Below are 20,174 nucleotides of genomic sequence, written 5' to 3' on the forward strand. Positions count from 1 at the left end.
GGCGCCGGATGCACACACCGCGGCCGCAGTTCCCGCAGCCCGGTGCCCGGTGCCCCTGCAGGGCAGGGCGCATAGAGTCAGGGGATGCCAGCCCATCAGGACCAGTACGTCGGCCCCCGCGACCTCACCCGATGGTCCACCCCCGTCGGCCGTCTCCTCGTGCGGTGCATCCGTCCCCTCGCATCCAGGCTGGGCCCGCACGCGGCGCTGCTCCTGCTCATCGCCGTCGGCGGCGGGATCGCGGCGCTGCTGACGGCGGCGTCGGCGGAGGTGTACGAGTCGGTCGTCGAGTCGGACGGCGTCGCGGCACTCGACGGGCCCGCCCTGGACCTCGCCGTCTCGCTCCGCCAGGACCGGCTCGACGCCTTCATCACGGGATACACCGACATCGGTGGCCCCGTCGGCATGCCGATCCTCGCCCTCGCCGTGATGGTGCTGCTCGCTGTCAGCCGCCGCTCATGGACTCCCGTGATCCTGATCCCGGCCGCCGCCTTCGGCTCGCTGCTGATGACCGTCGCGGGCAAGGACGCCATCGGGCGCCTCCGCCCGCCCATGGATCTCGCCGTCCCGCCCTACGAGTCCTCGCCCTCGTTCCCCAGCGGGCACTCGCTCAACGCGCTCGTGATCGCCGGGATCGTCGCCTACCTCCTCGTGCTCCGGCAGCACCGCAAGCGCACCCGGGCCCTGACCGTCACGCTCGCCGTCCTCTTCGCGGTCACCATGGGCCTCAGCCGCGTGTTCCTCGGCCACCACTGGCTGACGGACGTGCTCGTCGCGTGGACGCTCGGGATCGCCTGGCTCGCGGTCGTGATCACCGCCCACCGGCTCTTCCTGACCTTCCGGCTGCACCGTGCGGCACTCCGTGACGCCGCCTGAGACCGGTGCACGGTCAGGTCCCCCTGCGGGCCGGGCGACGGCGTCCGGGGCGGACGCCGTCGTACGGCCGCTCCGGCGCGATGCCCGCCGGAACCGCGAGGTGGTCCTCCGCGCCGCCCGACGCATGTTCGCCGAGCACGGCACCGAGTGCAGCTTCGAGGACATCGCCCGGGAAGCCGGCGTCGGTGTCGGCACCGTGTACCGGCGCTTCCCGGACCGCCGCACGCTGATCGAGGCGCTCCTCGAGGAGCGCAGGGCGGACGTCGACCGCGCCGCGACGGAAGCCCTCGCCCTCGAGAACCCCTGGGCGGCGGTCCCGGCCTTCGTGGGTTCGGTGGCCCGCATGCAGATCGACGACCGGAGCCTGCGCGACCTGCTCGACGACCACGGTTTCGTGTCCGCCGGAGTCGCACTGCTGCGCGAGCGGCTCTCCCCCACCGCGGACGAGCTCGCGCGTCGGATGCGGAACGACGGCGCGGCCCGCCCCGACCTGACCGGAGCGGATCTCCTGGTCCTGATCCGCATGCTCGGTTCCCTGACGCGCGAGCAGGCCGACGCGCCGACGCGGACCGGTGCACCACAGCCGATGGACGCCCCGGAGGAGCGCGAGGCGCCCGACAGCGGATCGAACGGCAGCCTGCCGACGGGCTTCGACCGCTACCTGGAGATCCTGCTCGACGGCCTGCGCCGCGCCCCGATCGACAGGTAAGGAGAACCAACGGATCATCGTCGATTCTCCTGACTTCCCCCGACGCACCGACCGCCCCATACTTGCTGGGTGCACGAAGCACCACCCACCTACGAACGGACGATGATGTCGGAGCATGCAGGCGCACGGGGATCGCAGTCGGTACTGCGGCGGAAACCCATCGACAACGTCGAGGACGAGACCGGCCGTACCGGCCTCTTCAAGAGCCTGGGGCTGTGGCAGCTGACGGCGATCGGCGTCGGCGGCATCATCGGCGTCGGGATCTTCACCCTCGCCGGACTCGTCGCCAACGGGGGCGAGGACGGCACCGCCGTCGGGCCGGCCGTCCTCATCTCCTTCCTGGTCGCCGGCCTGGCGAGCGCCGCCGCCGCGCTGTCCTACGCCGAGTTCGCCGGGATGATCCCCCGGGCGGGCTCCGCCTACACGTACGGCTACGTGGCCCTCGGTGAGATCATCGGCTGGTTCATCGGCTGGGACCTCCTCCTCGAGTACATCGCGATCGTGGCGGTCGTCGCGATCGGCATCTCCGGCTACTTCACGGAGTTCATGTCCGGCATCGGCATCACCGTCCCCACCTGGATGCAGGGCACGCCCGACACCATCGAGGGCGGTCTGATCAACCTCCCCGCGATCGCGGTCTGCCTGCTCATCACGTTCATCCTCAGTCGCGGCACCAAGACGTTCGGCCGGTTCGAGCTCGTCGCCGTGGGCCTGAAGATCCTCCTCATCCTCGGGATCGTGGGACTCGGGTTCTTCTACGTGGACGCCGAGAACTACTCCCCGTTCCTGCCCTCGGGCTTCGGCGCCGTGTTCACCGGCGCAGCCACCGTCTTCTTCGCCGTCTTCGGCTACGACGCCATGAGCACGGCTGCCGAGGAGGCGACCGACGGCAAGAAGCACATGCCCAAGGCCATCCTCCTGTCACTGCTGATCGCGATGGTGCTGTACGTCCTCGCGACCCTGGTGCTCACCGGCATGCAGAACTACGAGGACATCAGCCCCACGGCCGGGTTCGCCTCCGCCTTCCAGTCCGTGGGCCTGCCCGTCGTCGCGACGATCATCTCCGCCTTCGCCGTGCTCTCGATCCTCACCGTCATGCTGACCTTCCTGCTCGGCGTCACCCGCGTCTGGTTCTCCATGAGCCGTGACGGCTTGCTGCCGGCCTGGTTCTCGACGACGGACCGCAACGGGACCCCGCAGCGCGTGACCTGGATCGCCGGCATCGCCTCGGCGCTGCTCGCCGGGGTCTTCCCCATCCGGGCCGTCGCGGACCTCACCAACATCGGCATCCTCGCCGCCTTCGTGGTCGTGTGCGTCGCCGTGATCGTCCTGCGCCGCACGCGGCCCGAGGTGCCCCGCACCTTCAAGCTGCCCCTCATGCCGATCGTCCCGGCGTTCGGTGTCCTGGCGTCGCTCTTCCTCATGCTCCAGCTGCACTGGGAGACGTGGGTGCGCTTCGGTGTCTGGCTGGTGATCGGCCTGGCCGTGTACTTCTTCTATGGCCGCCGCAACTCGCTGATGAATCCGGACAGCCCCCGCCACGCCCTCCTCCGGCGCGACTCCTAGGGTCCGGCCCGCCGTCGTCCCCGTCCGCCGCGCGTCACGATGTGCGGCGGACGGGCCGATCCTCCTATCCTCGACGGGGACCTCCGCCCTGCGGCCGGTTCCTCCTCCACGCCCTACCCTGCGAAGGACCAGCACCCATGGACCTGTTCCGGACGAAGTCGATCGAGCAGTCGATCAAGGACTCCGATGAGAAGGGCCACGGCCTGAAACGCTCGCTGACCACCTGGGATCTGATGATCATGGGCGTGGCCGTCGCCGTCGGCGCCGGGATCTTCTCGGTCGGGGCACAGGCCGCAGCGTTCAACGCCGGCCCCGCCGTCACCATCTCCTTCGTCCTCGCAGCGATCACCTGTGCGCTGGCGATCATGTGCTATGCCGAGTTCGCGACGGCGCTGCCGGTCGCGGGAAGCGCCTACGTGTTCACGTACGCGACCATGGGCGAGCTGCTGGCCTGGATCATCGGCTGGAACCTCATCCTCGAACTGCTCATGGCAGCTGCCGTCATCGCGAAGTTCTGGGGCGTCTACCTCTCGGACCTCTTCAGCGTGCTGGACCTGGACATCCCCTCCGACATCAGCCTGCTGGGCCTGAATCTCACCTGGGGACCGCTGCTGATCGTCGCGATCTTCACCGCCGTGCTGATCTACGGGACCAAGCTCTCCGCCCGCGTCAACAGCGTCTTCACCGTCATCAAGATCGGTATCGTCCTGTTCGTGATCGTGGTCGGTTTCTTCTACGTGAGCCCCGAGAACTACACGCCCTTCGTTCCCGCGTCCGAGCCCGCCGCCGAGGGCGGCACGGGCTGGGCGGATCAGCCCTTCCTCTCCTTCCTCAGCGGCGCCTCGCCGGCGGCCTTCGGCTTCACCGGCATCATCTCCGGCGCGGCCCTGGTCTTCTTCGCCTTCATCGGGTTCGACGTCGTCGCCACCTCCGCGGAGGAGGTCAAGAACCCGAGCCGCACGCTCCCCCGCGGTATCTTCGCCGGTCTCGCCGTCGTCAGCGTCCTCTACATCCTCGTCACCCTCGTGGTCACGGGCATGGTGCCCTACACGGAGCTCGGCGCCTCCGGAGCGCCCTCGCTCGCCACCGCCTTCCAGCTCGTGGGGGCGGACTGGGCCGCGGGTGTCATCTCCCTCGGCAGCCTCATCGGCCTGACCACCGTGATCATGGTGCTGCTCATGGGCCTGGCCCGCGTCATCTTCGCCCTCAGTCGCGACGGGCTGCTGCCCCGGGGCCTCAGCCGGACGTCGGACAAGCACGCGACCCCCGCCCGGACGCAGATCCTGTGCGGCATCGTCGTCGCCCTCCTCGCCGGTTTCACGCAGGTGGAGGTGCTGGCCGAGATGATCAACATCGGCACCCTGTCCGCCTTCATCACGGTGAGCCTCGGCATCATCGTGCTGCGCCGGAAGCGTCCCGATCTGACCCCCGCCTTCCGGGTCCCCTTCGGTTCGGTCATCCCGATCGCCTCGGCCGCCCTGTGCCTGTACCTCATGTTCAACCTCGCCACCGTCACCTGGCTGTTCTTCGCCGCGTGGCTGGTCCTCGGCTTCGGTGTGTACTTCGCCTACGGGTACCGCCACTCCCGCCTCCGTGCGCGGGGGGCGGTCGACGCCTGACCCGGTTCCCGGCTGCGCGTGCGGAGCGGCGCTCCGCACGCGATGATGGTCTACCCAGGGCCCGCCGTTCCGCGTCCCGCCGTTCGATCAGGAGAAGCGCCATGTCCCACGATCCCTATCCCGGTGAGCGCCCCCGGGCAGGACACCACGAGAATCCGTACGACGACGCCGGCCGCGGCGACCAGCGGCAGGGCACCGAGCCCTACCCGTCCGTCCCGCCCTACCAGCAGCCCTACCAGCCGTCGTTCGCCGCCGGCGGCTACCAGCCCGGCTACTACCAGCCGTCCCCCCAAGCGGTGGAGGGTGCGAGCGCCGCCCAGCTGTCCCTCATCCTCGGGATCGTGGGTTTCTTCATGGCCGGCTTCGTCCTCGGGCCGCTCGCCATCTGGCAGGCGTCCAAGGCCGAGCGCCTGGGAGTCCCCGCGACCGCCGGCAAGATCCTCGGCTGGATCGTGACCATCCTCAACGTGCTGGCCATCGTCGGTGTCATCGTGTTCTTCGTCGTCGTCCTCGCCGGAATCGGCGCATCGGCCGGCTACAGCACCTGACCCGTCGGAGGCGGACCTCCAGCCCGGACCGGGCGGCTTCTCCGCGAGGTGACGGGTCCGGGTGCGGCGCCGGGTCCTCGCCGCGCAGTGGAGGCCGCCGGCCGGCAGCGTCGGCGGGAATGCCGGCCGCGCGCCGCAGGTTCTAGGCGGTGCAGGATCAGACGCACCAGGAGGCCAGGATGAGCACCACGACCCGGACGGCAGAGCAACGCTGGTCGGACTTCCGGACGGCCCGGGACGCCGCCCTCGCCGAGCCGCACGGCTGGCTGACGCTCACGTCCTTCCAGTGGCTGGCGGACTCACCCGGCGTCCTCGAGGGCGTACCCGGCGACTGGTCGGGTGCCACGACCCACGCCGCCGTCACCGCCGAGGGGGCGGACGGCCTGACGGACCTGACGAACGGCCGGCTCGTCACCGGCACCATCACGGCGGCGCTCGACGACGAGGAGTCCCTCAGCTGGGTGGCCTTCGGCGGCCCGGACGGGCGCCGCGTGGTCGTGGAGCTCGCACGCCGTGCCGGGCGCTACGCCGTCCGGACCCGGGACGTCGAGGCACCCGCCCTGGCGCACTTCACGGGCGTCCCCGTCTTCGGTTACCGGCCGGACCTCGTGGTCGAGGGGCGCTTCGAAGCGTTCGCTGCGCCCCGGGAGGAGACGATCCCGACGGCCCATCCGGACGTCCCCGGAACGCACCGCTCCGTCGGCGAGGTGGTGTTCCGGCTCCCCGGCGAGGACGGCGAGTTCCGGCTCCGCGCCTCCCAGGAGGAGGCAGGGTCCCTCGCCATCACCTTCCACGACCGGACCAACGGAGTCACCACGGCACCGTGGCGCAAGGTGGTCACGCGCCGGCCGCGCCCGGACGGGACGGTGCTGCTCGACTTCAACCGGACCATCAACTATCCGAGCGCTTTCACCCCCTTCGGCACGTGCCCGGCGCCGGTCGAGGGCAACGTCCTCGCCGCGCCGGTCGAAGCCGGCGAGAAGCGCCCGGACGACCGACCGGACGACTAGCCGGACGACTGCTCACGGGTGCGGCGGGATCAGTCCCGGGTCTCGGGGTAGATGCTCCTGGTCTCGGTGCGGCGGTTGCGGTTCGTCACCCAGTCCGAGGGGTAGATCTTCGGCAGCACGTTCGCCAGCGCCAGCGAGGCGTAGATGACCGTGTTGATCGCCACGAACGCGGCGAGGACGGCGAAGAGGCCGGAGTGCAGCACGGTCTCCGGGAGGAGGATGCCGGTGGGGACGATCGGACCTACTGAGGTACTGAACATGGCCTAGGCCTCCTGGGATTCGAGTGCGGGCGCCGAGGCGGCGTGGGTGAGGTGCGTCCAGCTGGCCTTGCGGCCGAAGGAGAGGTCGACGACCCCCTTGACGTAGACGAGGTTGAGGAACATGTCGAAGAACAGCTCGGGGAAGAGTGTGGCCGCCAGCAGCCGCGCCTTCCAGCCGCCCTTCCACACCGTGATGATCCGTTCGAGGGTGAACAGCAGGCCGAGGCCCAGCCAGAAGGGGAACCAGATCCAGGTCTCGAGGGACACGACGGTGATGAGGATGAGGGCCAGGTAGGCGGTGAGCGCGATCACGCCGTACCCGATGCCGAGCTGCTGGGCCCAGTAGCGCATGGTCGGGGCCGTCACCCCGTAGGCGCCGATGTTCTCGAGCGCCCCCCGCTGCCAGCGCAGCCGCTGGTTCCACAGGGTGCGCCAGGAGGGCATCAGTTCGGTGACGACCGTGCAGTCCTGCGGGGAGATCATGAGGCCACCGAGTGACTTGATGGCGATGGTGAGCTCGTTGTCCTCGGTCAGTGCGGCGGTGTCGTACACATCCCCGGGCGTGCCCGGGAGGGTCCTGCCCCGGCTCGCGGCGATGGTGCGGAGCGCCAACGGGCGGAACAGCGACGCCGTCCCCGTCAGCACGAACACGCGCCCGCGGCGACGGCGCATCTGGCGCGAGTAGCGGATGTACTCGTTGCGCTGGAACTGGCCGATCAACCCGTGGCCGTCCTCACCGTAGAAGAGCCCGCCGACCGCCATGAGCGCGCGATCGTCGACGAAGCGCACCAGGGCGTTGGCGAGGAAGCCGTCGTCGAGCTGCGTGTCGGCGTCCATGATCATGACGACGTCGTTGTCCCCCTGCTGCGGCAGGACCGTCTTCAGCGCCTGGTTGAGGGCGCCGGCCTTCTTGTGCGAGTTGTCGACGGATTCGATCACCTCGACGCCGGCCTCGCGGGCCAGGCGCACGGTCGCGTCCGTGCAGTTGTCGGCGACGACGATGATGCGCTCCGGACGGTGCGACTGGCTCTTGAGCGAGGCGATGGTCTGTGGGAGCGAGGCCTCCTCGTTGTGTGCGGGGATGAGCACCGTCACCGTCACCTCGCCGGAGAAGGCACCACGGTTGGCCGACATGACGACCTTGGGCGCGAGGGGCTGGTGTCCCGGGTTCATGGAGCGGCGCGCCTTCGTCGCGATGCGCCGTTCCACCAGGGCCAGGCCGGCTCCCGCGAGGAGGGCGAGGGCAATCGCGGAGAGGATGACGTTCATCTCGGGGGCGTCCGAGTTGTAGAGGACGCTCCAGATGCCCACCACGGCGTCGTGCGACTCGGAGATGGAGGTGTCCGGTCCGTTCGCGGCGACGGCCAGCCACAGCAGCGCCGCGGCCAGGGTGACGAGCCCGACGATCACGAGGCCGACGATGCGGTCGAGCCTGCCCTTCGTCGCATAGGGCGCCGGCTGCGCGTCGTCCGGCTCGGGCTCCGCGTTGTTCCGGGGTGCACTGCGCGTCATGGTCATGTGGGTGTTCCTTTCGAGACCGGCACCACGGGTCCGTCGTCCGACGTCCCTGGCATGGGTAGTGCGCCGCCGCCCAGCCGGGCTCCGCGCTTCGGTCTCGAGTCTTCCCTGCCACCCTCGACCCAGCCCGGCACTGAGACCGAAGAAAAGGTCAACGAATCCCGTAGCCTTCCCGCAGGTCGGGCGTCCACGCGACGGCTGGCCCGTCCCCGCGGTGTGCGTGCGCGGCGGTGTGTGGACGGGATGTCGACCCTCCGGTCGGCGGACAATGGAAGGGTGACCCATCTGCCCGACGCCCTGATCCCCCGGCCGCGCCGCGAGCTCACTCCCGGGGCGGTCCTGGTGCCGGACTGGCTGGATCCCGCCCGGCAGCGCGAGCTCGTGACCCTGTGCCGTGCATGGGCAGGGGGCCCGGTGCCGATGCGCTCCCCTCGCATGCCGAACGGCGGCGTCATGTCCGTGCGGAGCGTCAGCCTCGGCTGGCACTGGCTGCCCTACCGGTACAGCCGCACGGCCGACGACGTCGGAGGTGCCGCCGTCGCGCCCTTCCCGGAGGTGCTGCGCACGCTCGGCCGTGATGCCGTGGCCGCCGCCTACGGCGCGGACGAGGCCGCGCGGTACGAGCCCGACGCCGCACTCGTCAACTACTACGACGACGCCGCGAGGATGGGCATGCACCAGGACCGTGAGGAGCGGACCGACGCACCCGTCGTCTCGCTCAGCCTGGGGACCTCGTGCGTCTTCCGGTTCGGCAACACCGAGAACCGCAACCGGCCATGGCAGGACGTGGAGCTGGCCTCGGGGGACCTCTTCGTCTTCGGCGGTCCCTCGCGCTTCGCGTACCACGGGGTGGTCCGCACCCTCCCGGGCACGGCTCCTGCGGGCATCGGGTTCGAGGGCCGGCTCAACATCACCCTGCGCGAGACGGGTCTCTCCTGAACCGGGTCAGCCCGTTGAGAGGATGATGCCGCGCGCGTACGCGGCCTGGCCGGCGTGCTGGACGGCGTCGTCGACCACGCTGACGAGCCTGACCAGAAGCGTCACCGGTGGATCCCAGTCCTCGTCCACCACCCGCTCGAGGTCCGCCTCGACCAGCCCGCCCACCAGGCGTTCGGTCACGCGGTGCACGGCGTCGAAGTAGTCGAGCAGTTGCCGGCCAGAACGGACCCGGACGGCGTCCACCTGTTCGGAGGTGTGTCCGAACCCGGTGTCCGAGTGGTCGATCGCGAGGTCCCACCGATCGGCGAACCCGTCCGAGAGCCAGACGTCGTCATGCCCGAAAGCCTCGGCGAGGTGACTGTCTTCCACGCGGGCGAGGTGCCAGACGAGCCAGGCGACGGAGTTGCCGGATCCCCCCGGGCGGACGGACAGCTGTTCGGCGTCGAGGCCCTGGACAGCCGCGTGCACCAGGTCGGGCAGGCGGCCGAAGGCCTCGACCAGGGCGTCAACCGACCTCATGCGTCGTCCCGCGGTGCCGCTTCGGCACGCGACGCCATCAGCAGGGTGAAGCGGCGGCGCTGCCGAGCGGGGATGAGCGAGAGGAACCGGGGGTGGGCGGCCAGGAAGTCCTGCGCCTCGGGGCAGTAGGGCATGACGGCGAGGCGCCTGCGGTGCGCGTTGAGCAGGACGGCCTGCATCAGGACCGACTCGACACCGATCCGCTGGAACCGCGGGTCGATCACCGAGTGGAGCAGGAGCACATGTCCACCGCGCATGTCGTACTGCACGTAACCGACCATGACGCCGTTGCGGAACAGCTCGAAGCGCGAGAACAGGGCGTTGTCCCGGAACGTCTCCCGGGCGGAGTCCGCCGACCCACGCGGCGCAGCCTGGCGTTCACGGCGCTCGAGCTCCTCGATGAGGGCGTCGTACTGCTCCCTCGCCTCGAGTGCCGGGTGATCCGTGTCAAGGTGCTGGAAGGTGCGGTTGCAGAGGAGCCGCAGCTCGCGTGTCGTGACTGTCGCGAGGTCCTCGGGGAACGCGGATCCGGGAGTCGCCGGCGGAGCTTCGACGGTGTGCAGCAGGAGATCCCGCGACGGCGTGGAAGCCTTCTCCTGAGCGGTGGGATGGTCGAGTGTCTGCGGCAAGCGTTCCATGGTCAGCTCCACGTCCGGTGGGTCCACGGCCTTCTGCTCGACCAGTAGGAGCAGTCTAGGTGAGCTTCCTCATTGTGGGAAGGTCAGCAGGCTGTCAACCCTCGGGATGCTGGTCGTGGACACCGGATTCCCGGTAGAACCGCTCGATATGATCCCGCACCAGGCCGGCAGCCCTGCGTCCCTCGCCCGCGACGATCGCCGCCAGGATCGCCCGGTGCTCGTGCCTCAGCCGGTCGGAGGTGGAACCCCAGTCCGGGAGGTCGGCGGTGAGGCGCTGCGTGTAGGCTGCGATCGATCCACGCAGGGAACCCATCATGGCCCCGACGAGCACATTTCCGGCGGCTTCGGCCAGTGCGACATGGAACAGTGCGTCGCGCTCCAGGAAGGACCCCGGCCCGGCGTCGTCCCCGTCCGGCTCGTCCATCTCGTCCAGGAGCCGCGCGGCCCGCTCGAGCGCCGGCGAGCCGCGCCACGCATGCTCCGCGGCCCACGCCTCGAGGAGGAGGCGTGTCTCCACGATGTCCTTGACCGGCAGGTGCGCGCTGGCGACGTGGAGCCGGAGCGCGGAGTCGAGGGCGACCGCCGGGTTGCCCGTGACGATCGTCCCGGCCTGCGGGCCGGATCCCACGCCGGCCCGTACGACGCCGAGTGCCTCCAGCACGCGGGTACCCTCGCGCACCGACGCCCTGCTGATGCCGAGCTGCTCCGCCATGCTGCGCTCGCCCGGCAGCCGAGAACCGATGGCGAGCCTGCCGGCCGCGAGTTCCTGCTCGAGCCATGCCGAGACGACCTGATGGGTACGCATGGGGCCAGCCTATCTTGTGTGGTCGGACCACACGCCGTAGGATCTGTGGTCAGACCTCAGCCGCCCGGCACACCGCCGCGATCCCTCCCTCGAGCAAAGGCACCCCCCGTGACACCCTCCATGAATCCCGCCGCCCGCACCGCTGTCCCGCCGGCCCTCCGGCGCCGCGTGCCGAAGGTCGCCGACCTCGCTCCCCTCATGCAGTTCAAGAAGCCGGAATTCGGGTCCGCAGCGCGTCTGAAGCAGGCCAACACCATCTGGGACCTCCGCGACATGGCCAAGCGCCGCACACCCACCGCACCCTTCGACTACACCGACGGCGCCGCCGAGGCGGAGATCTCCCTCGGCCGCGCCCGGGACGCCTTCCTCGACCTCGAGTTCCGGCCGGGCATCCTCCGGGACGTCCGGACGGTGAGCACGGCCACGCCGATCCTCGGCGGCACCTCGGCCCTCCCCTTCGGCATCGCACCGACCGGTTTCACACGCATGATGCAGTCGGAGGGTGAGTACGCCGGGTCCCGGGCCGCCGAGGCAGCGGGCATCCCCTACACGCTCTCGACCATGGGGACCGCCTCGATCGAGGACGTCGCCGCGGCCGCGCCGAACGGGCGCAACTGGTTCCAGCTGTACTTGTGGACGGATCGTGACCGCTCCATGGAACTGATCGCGCGCGCGGCAGCGGCCGGCAACGACACCCTCATGGTCACCGTGGACACGGCCGTCGCCGGGGCCCGCCTCCGCGACGTCCGCAACGGCATGACCATCCCTCCGGCCCTGACACTGAAGACCGTCCTCGACGCCTCCTACCGCCCCGCCTGGTGGTTCAACTTCCTGACGCACGAACCCCTGTCCTTCGCCTCGCTCTCCCGCTACTCGGGCACCGTCGCGGACCTCATCAACTCGATGTTCGACCCCACCCTCACGTTCGAGGACCTCGACTGGCTGCGCAGCGTCTGGAAGGGGAACCTCGTGGTCAAGGGCATCCAGACGCTCGACGACGCGAAGAAGGCCGTGGACCACGGCGCGGACGGCATCATCCTCTCCAACCACGGCGGACGGCAGCTCGACCGCGCCCCGATCCCCCTGCACCTGCTGCCCCGCGTCGCCGCCGAACTCAAGGGCAAGACGGACATCATCCTCGACACCGGCATCATGAGCGGCGGCGACATCGTCGCCGCCGTGGCCCTCGGTGCCGACTTCACCCTGATCGGCCGCGCCTACCTCTACGGCCTCATGGCAGGGGGCCGCAAGGGCGTCGACCGCACCATCGAGATCCTGGGCACCCAGACGGCCCGCACCATGCAGTTGCTCGGCGTCGACAGGATCGAGGACCTCAACCCCGACCACGTCCGGCTCCTGGGCGACGCGACCACGGAGGCCGATCTCCCGGACGCGGCCCTGACCCGCTAGTCCGCCGAGGGTCGGCCTCAGCCGCGGCCCCTCGACCTGGCCTCGGCCTGCTGCTCCCTGCCCTGCTCCACGAGGTGGTCGTCGTCGGTCCGGTTGCCCTTCAGCTCGACGGCCACACCCTGCACCTCGTCGGCGATCGCCCGGACCGCGTCGACGGGGTCGAGGGAGACCTCCTGGTCCGGCAGCTCCGGGACCACCGTGATGCCGTCGGCTGAACTCCGCTCCTGCAGCTGATCCCGGTGGCGCCTCGATGCTGCGTCGTCGGTACCTTCCAGCTCACCGACCGAGGGCTCGCCGAGCTTCCCGGCGGCATGGCGGACGCAGAGATCGGCCACCTCCTGCGCGTGCGCGTGCATGACGGAGTGCGCCGCGCCCTCGATCTCCACGACCGACGCCACCCTGGGGAACGCCTCGCTGAGGCGCGTGACCCAAGAACGCGGGCACACGGCGTCGTGCTCGCCGCGGATGATCAGTGTCGATGCCCCCACGCGGGCTGCGGTCCGCTCGATCGGGTAGGACATCATGCGCGGCAGGATCTTGAAGAACCAGCCGAAACCACAGGTGAGGTAGGCGACGACTGCGAGCAGCTTCACGCGGGAGGGCTCGTGGAGGGCAGCCCGGAGGAACCGCACCGCCTGCGCCGGGGTGGATCTCCTCGATGCGTCGATCACCGGGCTGATGAGCACGAGGGTGGACAGGCCCGGCCGCCTGGCCGCCAGATCGGCGCAGATCTGCGTCCCCATGGAGTGCCCCACCACCACCGGGTCCTCCAGGCCGAGCTCGTCGATCGCCGTCCCGACGAGGTCCGCGAACTCACTGATGGACAGTGCGTGCCGCGCGTGCGGCACACCACCGAAGCCGGGAAGGTCCAGCGCGTAGACCGGCCCGAACTGCATCAGGTGCGGGGCGAGCTGCTCGAAGTAGTGCGAGGAGACGCCGATGCCGGAGACCAGCACGAAGGGCCTCTCGCCCGGCTCGCCCGCCGAGCTCACCCGGGCCCAGACGCCGTCGCCCTGGACCCTCTGGACCCTGATGTCCGGGCTCTCGTCGGAGCCCCCGGTTTTCGTCACGTCTCATTCTCGTACCGGACGTCGGCAAAGACTGAATCGAGGTCTATCATTCATCTGTGGACCTGCCTGGGGCGGGTCCCGGTACATAAGTCTGGGGAGACGAATATGGAGCGTAGGCGGATGCATTATCCGTTGCGTTACAGGCGCGCGCGATCGCTGCTCTACGTGATCGGCCTGTTCTGGTTGTGGCTGTGGCTCGGCAGCGCAGCGCTGATGGAGGGTCTCTACCATTCGCCGCTGCACGCGGCCCTCGCGATGTACGCGATCGCCGTCGCCGTCCTCGTCTCGCTGCCCGCCGCCCTCCTCACGGTGCTCCGCATGGTCCTCACGCATCCGCAGCGGACCGGCGTCGTGGTGCCTCTCACCCGGGCCGCCCGCCCGGTGCAGGACGCCCACTGGTGGTACGGCGAGAAGGCCTCCTGACCGACGGGCGAACCCTGGTCCCGCGGGCGATCCCGGGATCCGCGTGATTCCCGTCATGCCCCGCGACCATCCTCCGGCCCCTACCGGACGAATCATCTGTGAGCTACTGCTCCTTCGACCGGTTCCCGGGCCGCCTCCGGGGCGACACCGGCACTGCGGAGGTCCGCAGGACCGACCGGATCGGGGTGTTCCCGCCCCGCTCCTCGACCGCAGAAGGACAGGAGGGGGATCGTGGGCCATATTGACCGTGCCACGATGACCCTCATCGCCCTCGGGGAGGACGTCGGTGACGGCCGGCGCGAGCACGTCCAGTCCTGCCCCGCGTGCACCGAGGCGATGGCCCGCGTCCGCAAGCGCCTCCTCTGGATGGACGCGGCCGGCGCTCCGGCCACGGACCTCCCACCACCGTCGGTCTGGGAGGCGATCCATCGGCAGCTGGAGCTGGGCGAGGATCTCCGGCCCGACCCCCTGGGCACGCCCGGCGGGGCGCACGCCGAGGTCGGCGCCATGTCGCCGCATGAACCCGCCCGCACCAGCCATCCCGCTCGGCCCGGCAGGTCCCGCAGGATGAGCGGCCGTCGTCGCTCAGTCGTCGGCGCCCTGACGGCGGCTGCGGCCGCCGCCCTCCTGTGGACCGCCGTCGCCGAGGCCCCTGGTCCGTCACCGGAGGCCGGCAACGCGCGGGGGGACACCGCGGCTCCCCGCACCATGGCCACGGCCGGACTCACGGCGATGGGATCCTACGCCGATGCCGGGAGTGCCCGCGTTGACCTCATGTCCGATGGTGGGCGCATGCTCGTGGTCCACTCGGCCGCCACCGCGTCCCGCGGGCACCGCGAGGTGTGGCTCCTCGCCCCGGACGCGAGCACTATGGTCAGCCTCGGCGCCATGGAAGGGGTGGACGGCGCGTTCCGGGTGCCGGACGACGTGGACCTCTCGTCGCTGCCCGTCGTCGACATCTCGAGCGAGCCCGACGACGGCGATCCGGCACACTCGGGCGATTCGATCCTCCGGGGCCGGCTCGACGCGGGCTGAGCCGACGGACGCAGGGGCGCAGCTCCGCGTCCTCCTGGCGGACCAGCTTCCGTCCTGCCTTCAAGTACTCGCCGAACGCACGGGTTCTTCTCCACAGGCCCACTGCAGTCCGGCGCATCGCCATCCGCGCCGGACCATGGCCGTCGGAGCACGGCGGGAGTCTTCCGGGTTCAGGGCGGCGCGGACCCGAAAGTGCTGGACGCTCCCCGCGCGGCACTGGCACGCTGACAACGACCGCACCCTTCGACGACGGGGAACACCATCGCTTCGACCACGCGCCCTCCCGCCCCGCCGGGAAGTGGTGCCCGCGCGCCCGACCTGCGTCGGCGGAACGTCCTGGTGGGCATCCTGTTCGGCTGCGGCATCATCGCCTTCCTCGATGAGGCCGTGTTCCACCAGCTCCTCCACTGGCACCACTTCTACGACCGCTCCACCCAGGCGGCGGGCCTCGTGTCCGACGGCCTGTTCCACGCGTTCAGCTGGTTCGCCACGGTCGCCTCGCTCTTCCTGTTCGCGGACCTGAGGAGACGGGGTGCACTGGACGCCCGACGCTGGGCGGGCGGGATCCTGGTCGGCGTCGGCGCCTTCCAGCTGTTCGACGGCCTGGTGCAGCACAAGCTGCTCGGCCTGCACGAGGTCCGGTACGGCGTGGACCTCCTGCCCTACGACCTCGCGTGGAACGGCGCGGCGCTGACCTTCCTGGTCGCCGGGGTCCTCGTGCTGCTCGCCGTCGGCCGGGCGGAGCGCCGGCGGGGGTGAGGTTCTCCGCTGTGCTGGGCGACGCCGTGCTGGGCGACGTCATGCAGCACCCTACAGGTGGTGGCGGGATGGCGGCCGGCGACGGTGATGCCGTCACCTTCGCGGTGCGGACCGCCGTCGTCCTCGCCTGGTCGGGACTGGCTGCGGGCTATCTCGTCGCCGACCGCGCCGCGGTGCTGCGCGGCCGCACCTCCTGGCCGGCGGCGCGCACGGCCTCGTGGCTCTCGGGCGCCCTGCTCGGCCTCGTGGTGTCCGTGGGTCCTGTCGCGTCGGCTGCCGGGAACAGCTTCACGGCCCACATGGCGGTCCACCTCGTGCTGGGGATGCTCGCGCCGCTCCTGCTCGTCCTCGGTGCGCCCATAACCCTGGTCCTTCGAGCCGTCCCAGTCCATGCCGGGCGGCGGCTCGCAGGCCTGGCCGGCAGTCCGCCGATCCGCATCCTCACCCATCCGGTCACCGCACTGGTGCTCTCGATCACGCCGATGGCCCTGCTGTACCGGGACGGTTCGGCCCTCGCCCTGCTGCATGACCCCGTGGCCGGCCCGGCCCTCCACGTCCACTTCGTGGCCTCCGGGGCACTCTTCGCCTACGCCGTCGTCGGGGTGGATCCCCAGCCCCACCGGGCGTCCGTCACGCTGCGTGCAGGAGCGATCCTCGTCTCCATCGCAGCGCACGGGATGATCGCGAAGCATCTGTACTCACTGTCCGGTACTGCCGGGATGCCGGACGGGACAGCGGCGGCCGCGCAGCTCATGTACTACGGCGGTGACGCCGTGCACGTACTGCTGCTCGTCGTCTTCTGCCTGCAGGTGTACCGGCGGACCGGACGTGCGGGACGCCGACGCGCAGGAGCCTCCTCCAGCGGCCCTGCGTCCGGGCGCGTTGTGTAGCCTTGCCGGAGCGGGCCGAGGGCCCGGCGAACCACCGGAGGATCACGCATGCCACGCTTCGCCCCGATCACGGGACTGTCCCTTGCCGCCCTGGTCGTCCTGACGGCCTGCTCGACATCGACGGATGCGGGCGAGGCGCCTGCATCCGCGCCGGCATCCGCCTCGTCGGCGGAGCCGTCCACGGGAGTCTCCACTGACGCGTCCGGGAGCGCATCCGACGGCGCGTCCGACGGCGCGTCCGACGGCGCGTCTCCAGATGCGGCGGAAGGGAGCGGGACCTACTCGTCGGACGACCTCTCGGCCATCCTCGCATCGGTCACGCAGGCGGACGGCAGTACCCTGCAGATGCTCCCCACGGCCCAGATCGAGCAGAGCATGGAGCAGGCGCGCCAGTTCCTGGCCGGCGTGACGGTCAGCCCCGAGGAGTGCGCGGTCTTCGTGTCGAACAGCCTGGAGGCGCCCGAGGGCGCAGGCGTCGCGACGGGCGTCTCCAGCGCGGACGGAGACGCCGTACAGACCATCCTCTCGGCGGCCTCCGCGGCCGAGATCGCCTCCGCCGGCGAGGAGGAGGCCGCCGAGACCGCGGAAGCGCTCGAATCCTGCTCCTCGATGAGCGTCGAGGCCTCGGGAGTGTCGATCGACCAGACCGTCGAGGCGGTGGAGGCCACGACGGACGCCGACCGCACGGCCGGGACGCTGGCGGTACAGACCACCCCGGACGGGGCGACGCAGCAGACCATGACCATCGTCGGCACCCGCGGTGACCTCGCCGTGACGGCCGTCCGCACCGCCAAGGACACGCTTCCCGAGGGTACGCAGGAAGAACTGCAGGGCCTCGTCGACTCCACCCTCGCCGCTGCCGAGCAGGGCTGAGCCGTGCGCCTCGAGGGATGGCACATCATCGTGATCCTCGGATTCCTGCTGGTGGTGGCGGTGATCGCCGGGGTGATCCTCCTGGGCTCGGCGGCCCGGAGGGGGCCTGGACCGCACAGTGGACAGCGGGCACAGGGCGCACCCCCGGATCCCGCCCGGACGCCGCGCACCACTTTCGGACGAAGGAGGACCGCCTCCGCGAGATCGACGACCTCCATCGTCGCGGTGTGATCAGCGAGCACGAGCATCGGGAGACGCGCAGGCGGATCCTCGACGACTGAGGCTCTCGACGATCCGGGTGGACAGATGTCTGTCAGTCGGCATATAACTAGTTAGCCGAACTAGTTGACAGTACGGTTCGTATTCCTGAGCGAGAGGGCGGGCAATGACGCAGACCATCAGTGAAACCATCCGTGGCTCCCTGGGTGCCGGTGACACCGCCGTCGGAGCGCCCCTCCACTGTGGCGGGCCGATGACCCTGCGCGAGACCTCCTGGCGCGGCACCTCCTACGGCATGATCGAGCAGCCGGCCGGAGGGTTCGACGTCGAACTCGTCTGGGCCTGCACCTGCGGCTTCCAGCTCTCCCACGAGGAGCCGAAGGATCTCGCCCTCCCCCTCTCCCCGGCACTCCGCCGGGTCGCAGCCGCAGCCGCCGATCTCGAGGACGTCCGGTGGCACCTGGACCAGATCACCGACGAGCTCGAGACGGCAGTGCTCGTGGCCGCTGACGGCGGAGCTGCGATTGTCGACATCGCCGAGGCCGCCCACCTGCAGCCCGCCGACGTCCACCAACTCGCATCCGGCGGACACCTTCTCGGCCGCGTAGGCTGATCGGGCCGGTCCGTCGGAGCGGTACGCCGACCCTCGGTCGGCGACCACCAGCTGGAAGGCCGTTGCCCGTGAAGAGCGCCCCCTGGGTAGAGCACGTCATCTGGTGGCAGGTATACCCCCTCGGCTTCGTCGGGGCGGAGAAGACCGCCACCGACCGGCCCGCCGCGGAGCATCGGCTCCTGGACCTGCTTCCGTGGTTGGACTACGCGGTGGAGCTGGGCGCGTCGGGGCTGGCCCTCGGACCGGTGTTCGCCTCCGAGACGCACGGCTACGACACCACCGACTACTTCCGGATCGACGCCCGCCTCGGCACACTCGATGACTTCGACACCCTGGTCGCCGAGGCCCACCGGCGCGGGCTGAGGATCCTGCTGGACGGGGTGTTCAACCACGTGGGCCGGTCCTTCCAGCCGTTCCAGGAGGTCCTCGCCGAAGGACCGGGAGCGGGAAGTGCCCGCTGGTTCGTCCTGGACTGGCCCGACGGCGCAGGCCCGGGGACCGAACCCGGCTATCGAGACTTCGAGGGCCACCACCACCTCGTCGCCCTCGATCACCGCGAGCCCGCCGTCGCTGATCTCGTGGTCGAGGTCATGGGGTACTGGCTGGACCGCGGAGCGGACGGCTGGCGACTCGATGCCGCCTATGCCGTCCCGGCGCCGTTCTGGGCCGACGTCACGGCCCGGGTCCGGTCCGCCCATCCCGACGCCTACCTGGTCGGCGAGTACATCCACGGCGACTACGCGGCCGAGGTCGGCGCGGGCGGTCTCGACGCCGCGACCCAGTACGGACTGTGGAAGGCCATCTGGAGCTCGCTCAACGACGCCAACTTCTTCGAACTGTCCGCGGCGCTCGAACGGCACAATGCCCTGCTGGCGTCCTATGTGCCGCTCACGTTCGTCGGCAACCACGACGTCACGCGCATCGCCAGCAGGCTCACCGATCCGGCCCTCGTGGCGCACGCCGTCGTCCTCCTCATGACGCTCGGCGGGACCCCTTCCGTCTACTACGGCGACGAGCAGGGGTATCGCGGTGTGAAGGAGGACAGGGCGGGCGGCGACGACGACGTCAGGCCGTTGTTCCCGCCCGCACCCGCTGACCTCTCATCGGTCGGCCAGGGCGTGTTCGCCGTCCATCAGCAGCTCGTCGGCCTGCGTCGCCGGCACGCGTGGCTGCACCGGGCGACGACGCAGGTGCTGCAGCTCTCCAACGAGGTGCTGGCCTACCGCGTCACGGCCGAGGGGCCCGAGGAACTGGTGGTGGCCCTCAATCTCTCGCACGGGCCCGCACGGGTCGACGTGGGTGGCGCCGCGGGCGTCCTCGCGGGGGAAGCGGCCGTCGACGGCGCCGGAGCGCTCGTGCCTGCACGCGGTTGGGCGGTCCTCGGCTGACGGCTCCCCGTCGTCGACCGCCCGGCAGCGTGCCCTGCCGGGCCTCCGTGGGGATAATGGGTGCACACGATGCAGCCAAGATGCAGAGGAAGGGGGTCGCGATGAGTCCGCAGGATGCCCGGGAGACCCAGGACCCGGTCGATTTCACGCCCTGGCCCCGGCCCGTTCCGCTCCACGTCCTGAACGGCGTGAAGAAGCTCATGCTCGTGGCGGTGATCCTCGTCGGGGTGCACCAGCTGCTGCCGTCGACGAGCCTCGGCTCCTCCCTCAGCAGCACCTTCACACTGCTCGTCGTGATGTCCTGGCTCGCGCCCCTGGCCCGCATCGTGGCCGCGCGGCCCTGGACCCGCAGGTCCGCCGAGGAGTGAGGTCCGAGCCTCTGCCGCGGCGAGCCACGGAACGGCCAGCCACAGTTCGTCCCGAATTCATTAAAACGACGGTACTGTTCGCGATACGACACTGACTTCCGCCCTTGCCGCAGGCATGA

General features: G+C 70.4%; 22 protein-coding genes. 16 read left to right on the forward strand and 6 right to left on the reverse strand.

Annotation, left to right across the window (positions count from 1 at the left end):
- Positions 1-84: 84 nt before the first annotated feature.
- The 6 genes from ACTIMO_RS01395 (at position 85) to ACTIMO_RS01420 (ending at position 6,328) form a co-directional block, all read left to right on the forward strand.
- Complete coding sequence (locus tag ACTIMO_RS01395) at positions 85-876, forward strand: phosphatase PAP2 family protein (RefSeq protein ID WP_055766870.1); 792 nt, start codon at positions 85-87, stop codon at positions 874-876.
- Positions 863-1,585 (forward strand): TetR/AcrR family transcriptional regulator, encoded by a 723-nt coding sequence (locus tag ACTIMO_RS01400; protein ID WP_448181226.1) that lies wholly within the window; start codon positions 863-865, stop codon positions 1,583-1,585. Before ACTIMO_RS01395 ends, ACTIMO_RS01400 begins: the two co-directional genes overlap by 14 nt.
- 105 nt (positions 1,586-1,690) lie before the next feature.
- Positions 1,691-3,151 carry an amino acid permease gene (locus ACTIMO_RS01405; RefSeq protein ID WP_055769065.1) on the forward strand — a complete coding sequence of 487 codons (1,461 nt, stop codon included), beginning with the start codon at positions 1,691-1,693 and terminating at the stop codon, positions 3,149-3,151.
- Positions 3,152-3,288: 137 nt separating this feature from the next.
- The gene (locus ACTIMO_RS01410; protein ID WP_055766863.1) at positions 3,289-4,770 is read left to right on the forward strand and encodes an APC family permease; all 1,482 of its coding nucleotides are present in this window, start codon (positions 3,289-3,291) and stop codon (positions 4,768-4,770) included.
- Positions 4,771-4,871: 101 nt separating this feature from the next.
- A complete protein-coding gene (locus ACTIMO_RS01415; RefSeq protein ID WP_448181227.1) occupies positions 4,872-5,318 on the forward strand; it encodes a hypothetical protein in 447 nt (148 codons plus the stop codon).
- Positions 5,319-5,497: 179 nt separating this feature from the next.
- Positions 5,498-6,328, forward strand: a complete 831-nt coding sequence (locus ACTIMO_RS01420) for a DUF1684 domain-containing protein (RefSeq protein WP_448181228.1) — start codon at positions 5,498-5,500, stop codon at positions 6,326-6,328.
- Between the two features lie 29 nt (positions 6,329-6,357).
- Here ACTIMO_RS01420 and ACTIMO_RS01425 read toward each other — a convergent pair whose 3' ends face one another.
- Together ACTIMO_RS01425 and ACTIMO_RS01430 are read right to left on the reverse strand one after the other, a co-directional pair.
- Positions 6,358-6,588 carry a hypothetical protein gene (locus ACTIMO_RS01425; RefSeq protein ID WP_152813129.1) on the reverse strand — a complete coding sequence of 77 codons (231 nt, stop codon included), beginning with the start codon at positions 6,586-6,588 and terminating at the stop codon, positions 6,358-6,360.
- A gap of 3 nt (positions 6,589-6,591) precedes the next feature.
- Entirely contained in the window at positions 6,592-8,106 is a 1,515-nt protein-coding gene (locus ACTIMO_RS01430) for a glycosyltransferase (protein ID WP_448181229.1), read from the reverse strand.
- 276 nt (positions 8,107-8,382) lie between these two features.
- Here ACTIMO_RS01430 and ACTIMO_RS01435 point away from each other — a divergent pair, with 276 nt between their 5' ends.
- The gene (locus ACTIMO_RS01435; RefSeq protein WP_448181230.1) at positions 8,383-9,045 is read left to right on the forward strand and encodes an alpha-ketoglutarate-dependent dioxygenase AlkB family protein; all 663 of its coding nucleotides are present in this window, start codon (positions 8,383-8,385) and stop codon (positions 9,043-9,045) included.
- 6 nt (positions 9,046-9,051) lie between these two features.
- On the opposite strand, the gene ACTIMO_RS01440 is transcribed toward ACTIMO_RS01435, so the two are convergent.
- From ACTIMO_RS01440 to ACTIMO_RS01450, 3 genes are all read right to left on the reverse strand, one after another.
- Complete coding sequence (locus ACTIMO_RS01440) at positions 9,052-9,564, reverse strand: mycothiol transferase (RefSeq protein WP_448181231.1); 513 nt, start codon at positions 9,562-9,564, stop codon at positions 9,052-9,054.
- Positions 9,561-10,202, reverse strand: coding sequence for a GNAT family N-acetyltransferase (locus ACTIMO_RS01445; RefSeq protein ID WP_448181232.1), 642 nt, complete (start codon positions 10,200-10,202; stop codon positions 9,561-9,563). The genes ACTIMO_RS01440 and ACTIMO_RS01445 overlap by 4 nt, the downstream gene beginning before the upstream one ends.
- A 94-nt stretch (positions 10,203-10,296) precedes the next feature.
- Complete coding sequence (locus tag ACTIMO_RS01450) at positions 10,297-11,007, reverse strand: FadR/GntR family transcriptional regulator (protein WP_448181233.1); 711 nt, start codon at positions 11,005-11,007, stop codon at positions 10,297-10,299.
- Positions 11,008-11,127: 120 nt separating this feature from the next.
- Here ACTIMO_RS01450 and ACTIMO_RS01455 point away from each other — a divergent pair, with 120 nt between their 5' ends.
- Positions 11,128-12,417: an alpha-hydroxy acid oxidase gene (locus ACTIMO_RS01455; protein WP_448181478.1), complete on the forward strand. Its 1,290-nt coding sequence runs from the start codon at positions 11,128-11,130 to the stop codon at positions 12,415-12,417.
- A gap of 17 nt (positions 12,418-12,434) precedes the next feature.
- On the opposite strand, the gene ACTIMO_RS01460 is transcribed toward ACTIMO_RS01455, so the two are convergent.
- Positions 12,435-13,487 (reverse strand): alpha/beta fold hydrolase, encoded by a 1,053-nt coding sequence (locus tag ACTIMO_RS01460; RefSeq protein WP_448181234.1) that lies wholly within the window; start codon positions 13,485-13,487, stop codon positions 12,435-12,437.
- 120 nt (positions 13,488-13,607) lie between these two features.
- Here ACTIMO_RS01460 and ACTIMO_RS01465 point away from each other — a divergent pair, with 120 nt between their 5' ends.
- From ACTIMO_RS01465 to ACTIMO_RS01500, 8 genes are all read left to right on the forward strand, one after another.
- Positions 13,608-13,910: a hypothetical protein gene (locus tag ACTIMO_RS01465; RefSeq protein ID WP_055766843.1), complete on the forward strand. Its 303-nt coding sequence runs from the start codon at positions 13,608-13,610 to the stop codon at positions 13,908-13,910.
- A gap of 231 nt (positions 13,911-14,141) precedes the next feature.
- The gene (locus tag ACTIMO_RS01470; protein ID WP_448181235.1) at positions 14,142-14,945 is read left to right on the forward strand and encodes an anti-sigma factor domain-containing protein; all 804 of its coding nucleotides are present in this window, start codon (positions 14,142-14,144) and stop codon (positions 14,943-14,945) included.
- 339 nt (positions 14,946-15,284) lie between these two features.
- Positions 15,285-15,704: a DUF2243 domain-containing protein gene (locus ACTIMO_RS01475; protein ID WP_321166879.1), complete on the forward strand. Its 420-nt coding sequence runs from the start codon at positions 15,285-15,287 to the stop codon at positions 15,702-15,704.
- Positions 15,701-16,594: a cytochrome c oxidase assembly protein gene (locus ACTIMO_RS01480; protein WP_448181236.1), complete on the forward strand. Its 894-nt coding sequence runs from the start codon at positions 15,701-15,703 to the stop codon at positions 16,592-16,594. The genes ACTIMO_RS01475 and ACTIMO_RS01480 overlap by 4 nt, the downstream gene beginning before the upstream one ends.
- Positions 16,595-16,642: 48 nt before the next feature.
- Positions 16,643-17,467, forward strand: a complete 825-nt coding sequence (locus ACTIMO_RS01485) for a hypothetical protein (RefSeq protein ID WP_448181237.1) — start codon at positions 16,643-16,645, stop codon at positions 17,465-17,467.
- 385 nt (positions 17,468-17,852) lie between these two features.
- A complete protein-coding gene (locus ACTIMO_RS01490) occupies positions 17,853-18,299 on the forward strand; it encodes a hypothetical protein (protein ID WP_448181238.1) in 447 nt (148 codons plus the stop codon).
- A gap of 68 nt (positions 18,300-18,367) precedes the next feature.
- Complete coding sequence (locus ACTIMO_RS01495) at positions 18,368-19,687, forward strand: alpha-amylase family glycosyl hydrolase (RefSeq protein WP_448181239.1); 1,320 nt, start codon at positions 18,368-18,370, stop codon at positions 19,685-19,687.
- 101 nt (positions 19,688-19,788) lie between these two features.
- Complete coding sequence (locus ACTIMO_RS01500) at positions 19,789-20,055, forward strand: hypothetical protein (protein WP_157365717.1); 267 nt, start codon at positions 19,789-19,791, stop codon at positions 20,053-20,055.
- Positions 20,056-20,174: the final 119 nt, after the last annotated feature.

The organism is Arthrobacter sp. CP30 (assembly GCF_053470025.1).

What these genes read in the sequence shown, in the direction of transcription:
- ACTIMO_RS01500 (WP_157365717.1), top strand. Translation starts at nt 19,789, where the DNA reads ATGAGTCCGCAGGATGCCCGGGAGACCCAGGACCCGGTCGATTTCACG.
- ACTIMO_RS01440 (WP_448181231.1), bottom strand. Translation starts at nt 9,564, where the DNA reads ATGAGGTCGGTTGACGCCCTGGTCGAGGCCTTCGGCCGCCTGCCCGAC.
- ACTIMO_RS01415 (WP_448181227.1), top strand. Translation starts at nt 4,872, where the DNA reads ATGTCCCACGATCCCTATCCCGGTGAGCGCCCCCGGGCAGGACACCAC.
- ACTIMO_RS01420 (WP_448181228.1), top strand. Translation starts at nt 5,498, where the DNA reads ATGAGCACCACGACCCGGACGGCAGAGCAACGCTGGTCGGACTTCCGG.
- ACTIMO_RS01485 (WP_448181237.1), top strand. Translation starts at nt 16,643, where the DNA reads ATGCCACGCTTCGCCCCGATCACGGGACTGTCCCTTGCCGCCCTGGTC.
- ACTIMO_RS01425 (WP_152813129.1), bottom strand. Translation starts at nt 6,588, where the DNA reads ATGTTCAGTACCTCAGTAGGTCCGATCGTCCCCACCGGCATCCTCCTC.
- ACTIMO_RS01430 (WP_448181229.1), bottom strand. Translation starts at nt 8,106, where the DNA reads ATGACCATGACGCGCAGTGCACCCCGGAACAACGCGGAGCCCGAGCCG.
- ACTIMO_RS01455 (WP_448181478.1), top strand. Translation starts at nt 11,128, where the DNA reads ATGAATCCCGCCGCCCGCACCGCTGTCCCGCCGGCCCTCCGGCGCCGC.
- ACTIMO_RS01410 (WP_055766863.1), top strand. Translation starts at nt 3,289, where the DNA reads ATGGACCTGTTCCGGACGAAGTCGATCGAGCAGTCGATCAAGGACTCC.
- ACTIMO_RS01450 (WP_448181233.1), bottom strand. Translation starts at nt 11,007, where the DNA reads ATGCGTACCCATCAGGTCGTCTCGGCATGGCTCGAGCAGGAACTCGCG.
- ACTIMO_RS01490 (WP_448181238.1), top strand. Translation starts at nt 17,853, where the DNA reads ATGACGCAGACCATCAGTGAAACCATCCGTGGCTCCCTGGGTGCCGGT.
- ACTIMO_RS01445 (WP_448181232.1), bottom strand. Translation starts at nt 10,202, where the DNA reads ATGGAACGCTTGCCGCAGACACTCGACCATCCCACCGCTCAGGAGAAG.
- ACTIMO_RS01395 (WP_055766870.1), top strand. Translation starts at nt 85, where the DNA reads ATGCCAGCCCATCAGGACCAGTACGTCGGCCCCCGCGACCTCACCCGA.
- ACTIMO_RS01465 (WP_055766843.1), top strand. Translation starts at nt 13,608, where the DNA reads ATGCATTATCCGTTGCGTTACAGGCGCGCGCGATCGCTGCTCTACGTG.
- ACTIMO_RS01405 (WP_055769065.1), top strand. Translation starts at nt 1,691, where the DNA reads ATGTCGGAGCATGCAGGCGCACGGGGATCGCAGTCGGTACTGCGGCGG.